The 12419-nt window shown below is 68.0% G+C and carries 11 protein-coding genes; 5 read left to right on the plus strand and 6 right to left on the minus strand.

Translation table 11 applies throughout. The features are described 5' to 3' along the window. Positions 1-9: 9 nt before the first annotated feature. Positions 10-672, minus strand: coding sequence for a helix-turn-helix domain-containing protein (locus tag BDI24065_RS08200; RefSeq protein WP_175030791.1), 663 nt, complete (start codon positions 670-672; stop codon positions 10-12). Positions 673-1004: 332 nt separating this feature from the next. On the opposite strand from BDI24065_RS08200, the gene BDI24065_RS08205 reads away from it, so the two are divergent. Further along, positions 1005-2216 (plus strand): alpha/beta hydrolase family protein, encoded by a 1212-nt coding sequence (locus BDI24065_RS08205; protein WP_175030792.1) that lies wholly within the window; start codon positions 1005-1007, stop codon positions 2214-2216. 79 nt (positions 2217-2295) lie between these two features. On the opposite strand, the gene BDI24065_RS08210 is transcribed toward BDI24065_RS08205, so the two are convergent. Together BDI24065_RS08210 and BDI24065_RS08215 are read right to left on the minus strand one after the other, a co-directional pair. Next, positions 2296-3054 carry an SDR family oxidoreductase gene (locus BDI24065_RS08210; RefSeq protein ID WP_175030793.1) on the minus strand — a complete coding sequence of 253 codons (759 nt, stop codon included), beginning with the start codon at positions 3052-3054 and terminating at the stop codon, positions 2296-2298. 140 nt (positions 3055-3194) lie between these two features. Further along, entirely contained in the window at positions 3195-4139 is a 945-nt protein-coding gene (locus BDI24065_RS08215; protein WP_175030794.1) for a LysR family transcriptional regulator, read from the minus strand. 166 nt (positions 4140-4305) lie between these two features. Here BDI24065_RS08215 and BDI24065_RS08220 point away from each other — a divergent pair, with 166 nt between their 5' ends. Beyond that, positions 4306-5520: an FAD-dependent monooxygenase gene (locus tag BDI24065_RS08220; protein ID WP_175030879.1), complete on the plus strand. Its 1215-nt coding sequence runs from the start codon at positions 4306-4308 to the stop codon at positions 5518-5520. Positions 5521-5643: 123 nt separating this feature from the next. Here BDI24065_RS08220 and BDI24065_RS08225 read toward each other — a convergent pair whose 3' ends face one another. Together BDI24065_RS08225 and BDI24065_RS08230 are read right to left on the minus strand one after the other, a co-directional pair. Beyond that, positions 5644-6576, minus strand: a complete 933-nt coding sequence (locus tag BDI24065_RS08225; RefSeq protein WP_175030795.1) for an alpha/beta hydrolase — start codon at positions 6574-6576, stop codon at positions 5644-5646. 61 nt (positions 6577-6637) lie between these two features. Further along, positions 6638-7735, minus strand: coding sequence for an OpgC domain-containing protein (locus tag BDI24065_RS08230; RefSeq protein WP_175030796.1), 1098 nt, complete (start codon positions 7733-7735; stop codon positions 6638-6640). Between the two features lie 382 nt (positions 7736-8117). Between BDI24065_RS08230 and BDI24065_RS08235 the strand changes: the two genes are divergently transcribed. Further along, a complete protein-coding gene (locus BDI24065_RS08235) occupies positions 8118-9272 on the plus strand; it encodes a porin (protein ID WP_175030797.1) in 1155 nt (384 codons plus the stop codon). Between the two features lie 41 nt (positions 9273-9313). On the opposite strand, the gene BDI24065_RS08240 is transcribed toward BDI24065_RS08235, so the two are convergent. Then, entirely contained in the window at positions 9314-10225 is a 912-nt protein-coding gene (locus BDI24065_RS08240) for a LysR family transcriptional regulator (RefSeq protein ID WP_175030798.1), read from the minus strand. 139 nt (positions 10226-10364) lie between these two features. Between BDI24065_RS08240 and BDI24065_RS08245 the strand changes: the two genes are divergently transcribed. Next, positions 10365-11381 carry an aldo/keto reductase gene (locus BDI24065_RS08245; RefSeq protein ID WP_175030799.1) on the plus strand — a complete coding sequence of 339 codons (1017 nt, stop codon included), beginning with the start codon at positions 10365-10367 and terminating at the stop codon, positions 11379-11381. A gap of 277 nt (positions 11382-11658) precedes the next feature. Further along, positions 11659-12399 (plus strand): sulfite exporter TauE/SafE family protein, encoded by a 741-nt coding sequence (locus BDI24065_RS08250; protein WP_175030800.1) that lies wholly within the window; start codon positions 11659-11661, stop codon positions 12397-12399. Positions 12400-12419 lie beyond the last annotated feature (20 nt).

Genomic DNA, 12419 nt, shown 5'->3' on the forward strand with positions numbered 1-12419 from the left:
GGCGTCGGGCTACGGCGACAGCGGCTTCGCCGGCGCCTGACCCGGCGGCGTGAGCACCACGAGCAGCGTCGCGCCTTCAGGCGACGGCGCCACGTATGCATGCGGCCGATGCGACGAGAACAACGCGCTTTCACCGGCGCGCAACCGCGTCGGCTCGCCGTGTTCGAAGTACAGCTCGAGTTCGCCCGACAGCACGTAGCAGAACTCGTCGCCCTCGTGGCCGGCGAGTCCGCCGGCTTCGTCCACCGTGCGCGCGTCGACCTGCATGCGCAGCGTGATCATCCCGGCCGAGCTGTCGCGATGCAGCAGCGCGTATTCGTACGGGATGTTCGCGATGCGCGTCGTGACGATGTCGTCCGCGTGGCACACGCTCAGCGAGTTGCGATGGCGCGGCTGGTTGGTCAGCACGTCGCGCCAGTCGAAGCCCATGCCTTCGATGATCCGGTGCAGCACACCGAAGGTCGGCGACATCTTGTTCGTCTCGATGCGCGAGAACGTTGCCGCGGGCACGCCCGTCAGCTGGCTGGCCTCGTTCAGCGTGAGGTCGCGCGACTGGCGCAGCGCGCGCAGCCGCTGCCCGATCTGGTCGGCGGGCACCTGCAGGTGCTCGCGGCGCCGCGGTTTGAGCGGCAGCGCCGAAAGAATCGATGTGACGCGGGTTTTCTTGCTCATGATCGTCCGCCGGGGAGAATGTTTTTACCGATACGTAACGAAAATATACCGCATCGGTGCGAACCCGGGCGATGGATTGCATGGCGCTTGTCGTCGGCGGATCTTGAGGCGTACACTTCCCGGGCGTCGGCACGACGAGAAACGGGGCATTCTGGATGCCTCGTTTTTTCGGTCCTTGTATTTACGGATATGTAAATTTAATGAAGGTGTACGACGCATCTCGTCCCGGCCGTTGGGAAATGCCTGCCCTGCAGGCGATGGATGAATGCAACGGTAGCCGCGCGCTTCCACGGCCAGAAATTTACGTATCGGTAATTTCGGAGAGAATGACCATGAGTCTGCAAGACGACCGGATGAACGGCGCGTATCGCGCGGAAGGCTGGGTGCAATGGCCCGGCGAGCCGGAGTTGAGTTTCCAGTTCGCGCGCACGCTCGGCGGCGCGCAGGAAGGCGCGAGCCTGATCAGCGAGTGCTTTCGCGCGGCGTCGCGGATGACGCCCGGCGATACCGAGAGCTGGTACCGCGAATGGCAGGTGCTTGCGAAAGCCAGCGAGCAGCGTGCGCTGGACGCGTACGCGCGCGGCTTCCTGCGTACCGCGAGCAGCAACTGGCTGCGTGCGGCCAACTACTACCGGTCGTCGGAGTTCTACCTCGCGCATGACGATGCGCGGCGGCGCGACAGCTTCGACAGCGTCGAACGCTGCTCGCATCGGTATCTCGAAGGGCTGACGCCGGCCGGCGAGGTCGTGCGCGTCCCGTACGAAGGCGGCGCGCACCTCGACGCGTATTTCATCCCGTGTGCGGGCGGCGACGTGCGTTCGCCGACGGTGATCGCATTCGGCGGGCTCGACGAGTACAAGGACGAGCTGCTCCACGAGATGCCGAAGCACGCGCTCACGCGCGGCATGTCGTTGCTGCTGGTCGACCTGCCGGGGCAGGGCGGGACGCTGCGCCGGCAGGGGATCGTCAACCGCCCGGATACCGAAGTGCCGGTCGGCGCGTGCGTCGACTACCTGCTCACGCGCGGCGACGTCGATCACGGCCGGATCGCGCTGTATGGCGCGAGCGTCGGCGGCGTCTACGCGGCGCGCGCGGCGTCGTTCGAAAAGCGCATCGTCGCGGTGGTCTCGGATTCGGTGATGTTCGACATGGCGTCGCTGTTCGAAAGCTGGCTCGATACGCCGGAACGGCTCATCTGGCGCCACCTGAAATGGGTGTTCGGCTGCGCGACGCCGCAGGCGGTCGTCGACAAGGCGCGGGATTTCCGCCTCGCGGGCGTGATCGACCGGATTCCGGTGCCGTACCTGGTGCTGCAGGGCACGGAAGACTGGCTCGGGCTGAAGACGGCGACCGATACCTACGACTATGCGAAGGCGCATGGCGTCGACGCGACGCTCAGGCTGTTCGATCCGGGCGAAACGGGCGCCGCGCACTGCCAGGTCGACAATCCGACGCTCGGCCAGGAATTCATCTGCGACTGGCTGGCTGCCCGGCTGGGCATCGACCAGCGCGCGGTGCGGCAGCGCAGGCCGGCACTGGCGTAAGCCGCGCGACGGCGCGCATCGAGCTCCGGGAGACATCGTTCGCCGTCATGGCGCGGGCGATGTCTCCCGCGCGGCGCGCTTATCCGCGGCCGACGAACGGCATCGCGGTCGCCATGATCGTCATGTTCAGGATGTTCGTGTCCAGCGGCAGGTTCGCCATCTGGACGATCGCGTTCGCGACATGCGTGACGTCCATGCGTGCCTCGGGCGCGAGGCTGCCGTCGGCTTGCGGGACGCCTTGCGTCATCCGTTCAGTGAGCGGCGTCGCGGCGTTGCCGATGTCGATCTGGCCGCACGCGATGTTGTAGCGGCGGCCGTCGAGCGCCAGCGACTTGGTGATCCCGGTCACCGCATGCTTGGTGGCCGTGTACGCGATCGTATCGGGGCGCGGCGCATGCGCCGAGATCGAGCCGTTGTTGATGATCCGGCCGCCCTGCGGCGTTTGCGCCTTCATCACGCGCCACGCGGCCCGCGCGCACAGGAAGACGCCGGTCAGGTTCGTCGCGACGACGCTGTTCCACACGTCGAATTCGTATGCGTCGAGGGAAACCGGCGGCGCATTGCGGCCGGCGTTGTTGAACAGCACGTCGAGCCGGCCGAACTGCTGCGCGATCTGCGCAAACGCGTGGTCGACCGATGCTTCGTCGGTGACGTCCGCAGGAAACACGTGTGCGTCGCCGCCGGCAGTGCGGATCGCGTCCTGCGTTTCGCGCAACGATTCCTCGGTGCGTCCGAGCAGCGCGACGGTGAAACCGGCCTGGGCGAGCGCGATGGCCGCTGCGCGACCGATGCCGGATCCGGCGCCCGTGACGGCTGCGAATTTCTTCGTGACAGACATGGCTTGATTTCCTGCGGGTTGAATGACGGGTGAGGCTGCGGATGAACGATGACGTTGCCACTTCGGCAATGTAGTCGAAATGCGCGGCATCCATGTTCAAGCGACATCGTAAAGCACGGTCGATTGCGCGATCGCGTCGACTACTTCTTCCGGCCCGGTACGGCTTTCCGCGCTCGCGTGCCTGACTCCGCGAACAGATCGACCACCACGTCGCGCAGCCACCGGTTTCCCTCGTCCTGATTGACCCGCGTATGCCAGAGCATGTGAATCGGCGCGCCCGGCAGCGTGACGGGCAACGCGCGCCAGCCCAGCGAAAACGGTGCGGCGAGCTGCTGCGCGAGATGCTCGGGCACCGTCGCGATCAGGTCGGTGCGCTGCAGGATGTAGCCCACGCTCATGAAATGCGGCACCGTGAGCCGCACCTGGCGCTTCACGCGGCGGCGTTTCAGCCATTCGTCCACCTGCCCGTGACCGGTGCCGGCCGATACCACGACCAGGTGCTCGGCATTGCACCACGCGTCGACCGTCAGCGGCGCGTCCTCGAGCGGATGCCCGCGCCGGAACAGGCACACATAGCGCTGATCGAACAGCCGGCGCTGATAGAAGCCGCCCTTGAGCTGCGGCAGCAGGCCGATCGCGAGGTCGACGCGGCCGTCGGCCATTTCGTCGCCGAGGTTGATGCTCGTGTCGCGCACGGTATTGAGCGCGATGCCCGGCGCTGCTTGCGACAGGTGTTCGAGCAGCGCGGGCAGGAACACGACTTCGCCGATATCGGTCATGCCGATCGTCAGCGTGCGTGTGGCGCGCAACGGGTCGAAACCGGTCTCGGGGTTGAGCGCGGCATGCAGCGTCGCGAGCGCATGCGACACCGGTTCCGCCAGGCGCAGCGCGAACGGCGTCGGCACCACGCCGCCCGGCCCGCGCACGAACAGCGGATCGCCGAGCCGGCGGCGCAGCTTCGCGAGCGCGTTGCTCACGCCCGGCTGGCTCATGTTCATCTGCTCGGCGACGCTCGACACGCGCCGTTCCTGCATCAGCCGCTGGAAAAGCAGCAGCAGGTTGAGATCGATATCGCTCAGTTCCATGGGTTGGGCCTCGCCGGGTTCATTGCATTCAGTGATGAAGCAGATTCCGGTCATTTTATTGCGGGATGAAAGTCCGCTCCCGAGAATACCGATACGGCCCATGCAATCGACATGGCCGCTGCGCAAGCCGCAGACCCCACATCGGAATATCGGAGACACCTTCATCATGCAGACGAACCTGAAGATTGCGATCGTCGGCGCCGGGATCGGCGGCCTGACGCTTGCGCTCGCATTGCGCGAGCACGGCATCGACGCGCAGCTCTACGAGCAGACCGACGTGTTGCGCGAAGTCGGCGCGGCCGTCGCGCTGTCGGCCAATGCGACGCGCTTCTACGAACGGATGGGCTTGCGGGCGGCCTTCGATGCGGTGTGTGCGGACATCCCGGGGCTCGTCTATCGCGACGGCCGCAGCGGCGCAGTGATCGGCCATCATCGCGGCGACCCCGACTATCGCCGGCAATTCGGCGGCGCGTACTGGGGCGTGCATCGCGCGGATCTGCAGGCCGTGCTGTCGAAGGCGGTCGGTCTCGATTGCATCCACCTCGGCCATCGGCTGGTCGATCTCGCGCAGCATCCCGATCGCGTCACGCTGTCGTTCGACAACGACGCGCGCGTCGACGCCGATCTCGTGATCGGCGCGGACGGCGCGCGCTCGATCACGCGGCGCTGGATGCTCGGCTATGACGACGCGCTGTATTCGGGGTGTTCGGGTTTTCGCGGCGTGGTGCCGGCCGCGCGGCTGAGCCTGTTGCCCGATCCCGAAACGCTTCAATACTGGATCGGGCCGCACGGGCACCTGCTGCACTATCCGATCGGCGACAACGGCGACCAGAATTTCCTGCTGGTCGAACGCCATCCGTCACCGTGGCCGTCGCGCGACTGGGTGATGCCGTCGGAAGAGGGCGAGCAACTGCGCGTGTTCAAGGACTGGCATCCGGCGGTGGTGCAGATGATCACCGCCGTGCCGATCAGCCAGCGCTGGGGGCTGTTCCACCGGCCGCCGCTCGGGCGCTGGAGCCGTGGGCGCGTGACGCTGATCGGCGACGCCGCGCATGCGCTGGTGCCGCACCACGGGCAGGGCGCGAACCAGTCGATCGAGGATGCGGTGGTGCTGGCCGCGCAACTGGCGCTGGCCGGGCCGGGCAACTGGCGCGAAGCGCAGGAAGCATACGAGCGGCTGCGCCGCGGCCGCACGCGCAAGGTGCAGTACGCGTCGATCTCCGTGGCCGATGTGCTGCACCTGCCCGACGGGCCGGCCGCGCAGGCGCGCAATGCACGCCTGGCCGAGCGCGACAGCGTGCTGCATCACCTGGACTGGATTCACGATTTCGACGCGCTGGCCGTGGAGCCGAGCGAACGGCAGGGCGGCACGTGGCTTTGAGCCCGCTATCTCGGGCCCGGCGTCAGGCGCGACAGGCGCGCCGGGATGGCGCGGCCGTCGGCGTGCGGCCCGCCGGTCGCAGGCCGGCCTGACGAACACGGGCGGGGCCGTGCCCGCCCGCCGTCACTTCACGCATTCGAGCGCGTACTTCAACCCCTGCCCGAGCAGCCCGCGCCATACGTCCCACGTATGCCCGCCGTCGACGATGCGCAGCTCGGCCGGGTTCTGCGCGCGGCGCAGGTGCGTGTACAGCACGCTCGATTCGGCCTGGATGGTCAGGTCGTCGTCGCCGGCCGCGATGAACATCGGGATCCGCCAGCTGCGCGCGAAGTAGCCGCGCATCAGCGCGGGGTAGTTGAGCTCGTGCCACACGCGCGGGTCGAACTGCCGGTCGCCGAACACGCCGACGTAGCGCGCGGCGGAATTGAGCGGCGGCTCGTTCGCGTAGATCGCGGGGCTCAGCAGCATCGCGCCGCAGAACAGCCCGGGTTCGAGCAGCGAGAAACGCAGCGCGCCGAAGCCGCCCATCGACACGCCGCCGATCGCGCGGCCCGCACGCTGGTTCGACACCGCGAAGTGCGCTTCGACTTCCGGCAGCAGGTCGTTGAGGAACGCGCTCTGCATCTTCTCCTTGCGGTCGACGTACCAGTCGGTGCCGCCCTGCGGCATCACGATCACGACCGGCGGGATCTCGCGGCGCTCGATCAGCGTGTCGGCGGTGGCCTGCAGCCGGCCCTGCGTGACCCAGTCGTTCGCGTTGCCGGCGTTGCCGTGCAGCAGGTACATCACCGGGTAGCGCGCGCCTTCCGGGTTGTAGCCGGGCGGCAGGTAGACCGTGTACGACCAGTCGCGCTTCAGCGACGCCGAGCGGAACGAGCGCAGCACGACGCTGCTGCCCGGGTTGACCGGGGGCTCCTGCGCGGCCGACGGGGTGGTCGCGGTCTGGACGGCCGGCGGCGGCGCGGGCGATGCCGCCGGCGCGGACGGTGTGGCGCGGGCCGTGGCGATGGAGCCGGCGATCAGGGCGAGGGCGAACGGAAGGGCGAGTCGGCGCATGTCGAAGCGTTTCAGGAGAGGCGCCGGCTATCGTAGCAGCGGCGCATGACGGCGCGGCGCGTCATCGCCGCGAACGGAACGGCAGCCGCGCGACGAGCGGCCCGTAGAGTTTGGCGACGAGATACAGCAGGCCCATCGCGACGACGTCGGCAATCAGCCCGAGCTTCACGTCGAGATAGCCTTCGGTCGCCTGGTACAGCAGCGAGTCGACCGCGAGCGAGATGCCGGTGCCCGCGACGAAGCACAGCAGCCCCTGCCGCCCGATCGTGCCGATCCACGGCATCGCGTGCGCGACCTTCTTCATCCAGCCCAGGTGCACGAGCTTGGCCGCGAGCCACGCGATCGCGAGGAAGTTCGCGAGCCGCAGCGCGCCGAGGTTCTGCTTGATCGACGGATCGGTCGGGAACGGTTCGATGCGCAGCCGGTAGTACGCACCGGCCGCGACGATCGCGAGCGCCGCGGCCGTCAGCAGCCAGCCCTGCGGCTTCGGCGCGAGCGTCTGGTAGACGGGCTGGCAGCGCGCGATCACGCCGAGCACGAACAGGAATTGCCACGCGAACGGATTGAAGTCCCACGGCGCGCCTTCGACGGTCGGCAAAAAGCGCGCGACGTGCGGCGCCGCGTACCAGAGCGACCCGCTGAACGCGAGCAGCAGCCACGGCTGCGTGCGTGCGAGCGGCAGCGTGAGCGGGACGAGCAGCGCGAAGAACGCGTACATCGGCAGCACCGACGCGAGGTACGGCTGGCGGCGGAACAGCAGGATGTCGCGCAGCGCGGCGAGCGGCTTGTGGAGCAGACCGTCGAGATCGTTGGTCGGCATGTTCGGGCCGTCGATCGCGAACGCGTTCAGCGCGGCGGTGATCAGCAGCATCAGGCCGGCCGTCACGAGGAATGCGCGGTAGATCTCGAACGCGCGCCGGATGAAGCGCTGGCGCGCGGCGGCCTCGTCGTGACGCTCGGCGAGCGAGTTGTACGCGATCGCGGTGGCGAAGCCGCCGAGGAACACGAAGACTTCGGCCGCGTCGCACAGCGCGTACGCGTGCAGCGTCACGCGCGACAGGATGCTGCCGCCGATGTGGTCGACGACGATGACGAGCAGCACGAGGCCGCGGAAGAAATCGAGCTCGGCGTAGCGGCCGGCCCGGGCCGGTGCGGTCATCGGACCGCCTCCCGGCGCGGGCTGCGGGCGCGGCCGGCACGCGCCGCGCATGAATCGGGGTGAAGCATGACTTCGTGAAGAAATGACGAACGGATGCGCATTGTGCCACCGATGCGGCGCACACCGGGTTTACGCGGATGGCCGGCCGTCCTGCCGCTGCCGATAAGCCGGGTCAGGCAGTCTGCGCAACGGGGCAGTTGGACGAGCGCAACGGTTTGCGCAGGGTTCATATACCCCGATGGACGGACGGTTTGCGACGTGACACCATTTTGACCTCACGCGGCCGCACACCGCGTCGTCCGCCCTGCGGGCCACACATACAACAGACCAAACATTCGCCGGGCGCTCGACCATGCCCGGCCACCGGCTCCGGAGATCCGTCATGAAGAAGCACGTCATTTTTACCGCCGCGCTGGCCGCTTTCGCCGCGCCGGTCTTCGCCCAGAACAGCGTGACGCTGTACGGTGTGATCGACGAAGGCTTCAATTACACGAACAACGTGAACGTCAATGGGGTCGGAAAATCGAATTACCAGCTCGCGAGCGGCTATGCGCAGGGCAGCCGCTGGGGCCTGAGGGGCAGCGAGGATCTCGGTGGCGGCCTGAAGGCGATCTTCACGCTGGAAAACGGCTTTGACGTGAACAACGGACGGCTCGGCCAGGGCGGCCGCATGTTCGGCCGCCAGGCGTTCGTCGGGCTGAGCGAGTCGCGCTTCGGCACGCTGACCTTTGGCCGCCAATATGACTCGGTCGTCGACTATCTCGCGCCGCTCACCGCCAACGGCAACTGGGGCGGCACGCTGTTCTCGCACCCGTTCGACAACGACAACACGGACAACTCGTTCCGCGTCAACAACACGGTCAAGTATGCGAGCGCCGACTGGAACGGCCTGACGTTCGGCGGCACGTACAGCTTCAGCAACAGCACCGGCTTCTCGAACAACCGCCAATACAGCCTCGGCGCGCAGTACTCGCTGGCCGGGCTGCAGGTCGCGGCGGCGTACCTGCAGGCGAACAACCCGGGCATCGGCAGCGCGGGCGCGATCTCGGCGGATGACGCGAACTTCGTCGCCGACCGCCTTCGGATCTTCGGCGGCGGCGTCAACTACACGTTCGGCCCGGCCACGGTCGGCTTCGTCTACACGAAGACGGACGTGAAGAACCCGGTGTCGACCGTCTACCTGCCGGCCTCGACGTTCGCCGGCCTCGGGCTGACCGCGACGAAGTTCCAGAACTTCGAGATCAACGGCAAGTACCAGCTCACGCCCGATTTCTATCTCGGCGCGCAGTACGTGTACACGGACGGCAAGTTCGATGCCGCGGCCGGGTCGTTCAAGCCTAAATACCACACCGTTGGCCTGATGGCCGACTACAGCCTGTCGAAGCGCACCGACGTGTACCTGCAGGGCGCGTGGCAGAAGGTGGCCGGCGACAAGACGGGTACCGCGGCCGATGGCGGCTACGTGGTCGGCACGGACGGCCCGTCGGCGTCGTCGAACCAGTTCGCGGTGCGCGCCGCGATCCGCCACAAGTTCTGATCGGGCGGCGCCGGGGCCGGGTGCGCCGGCGCCGGCTGCCGTCAGCCCTCCCGTGGCGTGGCGCCGAGCGTTTCCGCGAGCCAGTCGACGAAGATCCGCACGCGCGGCGCGAGGTGCCGGCCGGTCGGAAACACCACCGATACGGGCAGCGGCTCGGCATTCCATTCCGGCAGCACCTCGACCAGCGAGCCGTCGGCGAGCAGCGGCCCGAGCCCTTCGCGCGGTGCCTGGATCAGCCCGAGGCCCGCAAGACAGCACGCGAGATACGCCTGCGAGCTGTTGACCGACACGACGCTGCGCATCTTGACCGCGTGCAGCTCGCCCGAATCCATATCCGCATATTCCCAGTCCAGCTCGCGGCCCGTGCGGCTCGAGAAATAGCCGACCGCGACGTGGTCCGGCAGCTCGTCCGGCGAGCGCGGCGTGCCGTGCCGCTCGAGGTACGCGGGCGCCGCGCAGTTGATCTGCGCGAGCTCGCCGATGCGCCGTGCGACGAGCGACGTATCGGACATCGCGCCGACCCGCACCGCGCAATCGATGCCGTCGGCGACGAGGTCGACGAAGCGGTCGGTCGTGCCGATCATGACGCGCAGGTCGGGGTAGCGCGCATGGAAACCCGGTAGCGCCGGAATCACCTGGTTCAGCGCGAAGCGCTCGGGCAGGTCGACGCGGATCGCACCGCGCGGCATGGTGCCGGCGTCCTCGAACAGCGTTTCCGCATCGTCGAGATCGGCCAGCAACCGCATGCAGCGCTCGTAATAAGTCGCGCCCTCGGCCGTCAGCGCGACGCGCCGCGTCGTGCGCTGCAGCAGGCGGACCTTCAGGTGCTTTTCCAGATACTGGACGGCGTTGCTGACCGTCGGGCGCGGCAGTTGCAGCTGCTCGGCCGCTTTGGTGAAGCTGCCGAGATGGGCGACGCGCGCGAAGATGCGCATTGCTTGCAGATGGTCCATGCGTGGCGGGTGTGTTGGCGGATGGGGCAGGCTCCATTGTTAATCAGCGTCGAATGGTTTGGTTGAGTGTTTCGCGTTTATCGCGCGCCACGATGCGCCCAGAATCCGGCCTGTTCATTCATCACTCGAGGAAACGGACATGGATACGCGTGAACTGGGCCGTACCGGCCCGCGGGTGTCGGCACTCGCGCTCGGCTGCATGGGGATGTCGGATTTCTACGGGCCGGCCGATCGCGACGAAAGCATCGCGACACTGCACGCGGCACTCGACCACGGCATCACGATGCTCGACACCGGCGATTTCTACGGGATGGGCGACAACGAGATGCTGATCCGCGATGCGCTGCGCGGCCGGGCACGCGACCAGGTGCTGATCAGCGTGAAATTCGGCGCGCTGCGCGATCCGGCCGGCGCGTTTGCCGGCTACGACGCGCGGCCGGTGGCGATCCGCAACTTCGTCGCGTACTCGCTGAAACGGCTCGGTACCGACTACATCGACATCTACCGGCCGGCGCGCGTCGATCCGGCGGTGCCGATCGAGGAGACGATCGGCGCGATCGCCGATCTCGTGAAGGCCGGGTACGTGCGCCATATCGGCCTGTCGGAAGCCGGCGTCGACACGATCCGTCGCGCGGCCGCCGTTGCGCCGATTGCCGACCTGCAGATCGAGTATTCGCTGCTGTCGCGCGGCATCGAAGCAGGGATCCTGCCCGCGTGCCGCGAACTCGGGATCGGCGTGACGGCCTACGGCGTGCTGTCGCGCGGACTGCTGGGCGGACGCTGGAGCACGGCGCGGCAGGGCGAGCGCGATTTTCGTGCGGCGAGCCCGCGCTTCCAGGGCGAGAACCTCGCGCACAACCTCGCGCTTGTCGACGCGCTGCGCGCCATCGCCGACGAGAAGGGCAGCAATCCGGCGCAGGTCGCGATCGCGTGGGTGCTGTCGCGCGGCGGCGATATCGTGCCGCTGATCGGTGCGCGCAAGCGCACGCAGCTTCAGGATGCGTTGCAGGCGGCTGATATGCAACTAACGGTCAATGACATCGCTCGCATCGAAGCGGCGGTTCCCGCCGGGGCGGCTGCCGGTGAGCGTTATCCGGCCGCACAGATGGCGCACCTCGACAGCGAGCAGGGGCGGGGGGCATCTCACGGGGACTGATCGGCTCGGATCGGCTTTTGTTGAGGAACAGGCCCGGCACTTGGCCCGGATTCGTGTGCCGGGGCGGGGTTCGTCAACCCGGATGCATGGTCCGGCCCCGCCTGCCTGGACGAATGCGGCGCGCTTTTCGTCACGCCCGCGGCGCGACAGCACATCGGCATAATCGTGCCGCCGCACCGTCCTGCAAGCCCTAGCCAGCCTCAGGCAAAACCAGATGGCGGGCGGCGCGCTCGGGGTTCACCATCGGCGCCGTACTCAACCGGACGGAACGCCTTTCATGCAAGTGCATACGCTGACGATCATCGCCGTGGTTTTCCTGCTCGCCGGCACGGTAAAAGGGATGATCGGGCTCGGGTTGCCGACGATCGCGATGGGGCTGCTGACGCTCGCGATGCCGCCATCGGCCGCTGCGAGCCTGCTGCTCGTGCCGTCGTTCATCACCAACGTGTGGCAGTTGTGGCTCGGCCCGTCGTTCGGGCCGTTGCTGCGCCGGCTGTGGCCGCTGCTCGCCGGCCTGACGATCGGCACGCTGACGGGCGGGCTGCCCGCGCTCGCGGCCGGCAGCACCTGGACGCATGCGGCGCTCGGCGTGGTGCTGATCCTCTACGGGCTGTGGGGGCTGGCCGCCGCGCGGCTGCCCGCGCCGGGCCGCCATGAAAAATGGCTGTCGGCCGTGGTCGGCTACCTGACGGGTGTCGTGACGGCCGCGACCGGCGTGTTCGTCGTGCCGGCCGTGCCGTACCTGCAGGCGCTGCGGCTGTCGAAGGACGACCTGATCCAGGCGCTCGGGCTCTCGTTCACCGCATCGACGATCGTGCTCGGCCTGCAGCTGCGCGTGACGGGCGCGCTGCAGACGGTCGATCTCGGCGTGTCGGCGCTCGCGCTCGTGCCGGCGCTGGCCGGCATGGCCGGCGGGCAATATGCGCGGCGCGTAATGAGCGAGAAGGCGTTCAAGCGCTGCTTCTTCGTCGGGCTGATCGTGCTCGGCGCGTATATGGCGGCTTCGGGGTGGCTGTGAGCGGGCATCGCCGGCGAACG

The sequence above is a fragment of the Burkholderia lata genome (assembly GCF_902499025.1).
In the GTDB taxonomy this organism is placed as follows: domain Bacteria; phylum Pseudomonadota; class Gammaproteobacteria; order Burkholderiales; family Burkholderiaceae; genus Burkholderia; species Burkholderia lata_C.

Bases quoted from the DNA above. Each gene is read 5' to 3' on its own strand.
- BDI24065_RS08200 (WP_175030791.1), bottom strand. From the start codon at position 672: ATGAGCAAGAAAACCCGCGTCACATCGATTCTTTCGGCGCTGCCGCTC.
- BDI24065_RS08205 (WP_175030792.1), top strand. From the start codon at position 1,005: ATGAGTCTGCAAGACGACCGGATGAACGGCGCGTATCGCGCGGAAGGC.
- BDI24065_RS08210 (WP_175030793.1), bottom strand. From the start codon at position 3,054: ATGTCTGTCACGAAGAAATTCGCAGCCGTCACGGGCGCCGGATCCGGC.
- BDI24065_RS08215 (WP_175030794.1), bottom strand. From the start codon at position 4,139: ATGGAACTGAGCGATATCGATCTCAACCTGCTGCTGCTTTTCCAGCGG.
- BDI24065_RS08220 (WP_175030879.1), top strand. From the start codon at position 4,306: ATGCAGACGAACCTGAAGATTGCGATCGTCGGCGCCGGGATCGGCGGC.
- BDI24065_RS08225 (WP_175030795.1), bottom strand. From the start codon at position 6,576: ATGCGCCGACTCGCCCTTCCGTTCGCCCTCGCCCTGATCGCCGGCTCC.
- BDI24065_RS08230 (WP_175030796.1), bottom strand. From the start codon at position 7,735: ATGACCGCACCGGCCCGGGCCGGCCGCTACGCCGAGCTCGATTTCTTC.
- BDI24065_RS08235 (WP_175030797.1), top strand. From the start codon at position 8,118: ATGAAGAAGCACGTCATTTTTACCGCCGCGCTGGCCGCTTTCGCCGCG.
- BDI24065_RS08240 (WP_175030798.1), bottom strand. From the start codon at position 10,225: ATGGACCATCTGCAAGCAATGCGCATCTTCGCGCGCGTCGCCCATCTC.
- BDI24065_RS08245 (WP_175030799.1), top strand. From the start codon at position 10,365: ATGGATACGCGTGAACTGGGCCGTACCGGCCCGCGGGTGTCGGCACTC.
- BDI24065_RS08250 (WP_175030800.1), top strand. From the start codon at position 11,659: ATGCAAGTGCATACGCTGACGATCATCGCCGTGGTTTTCCTGCTCGCC.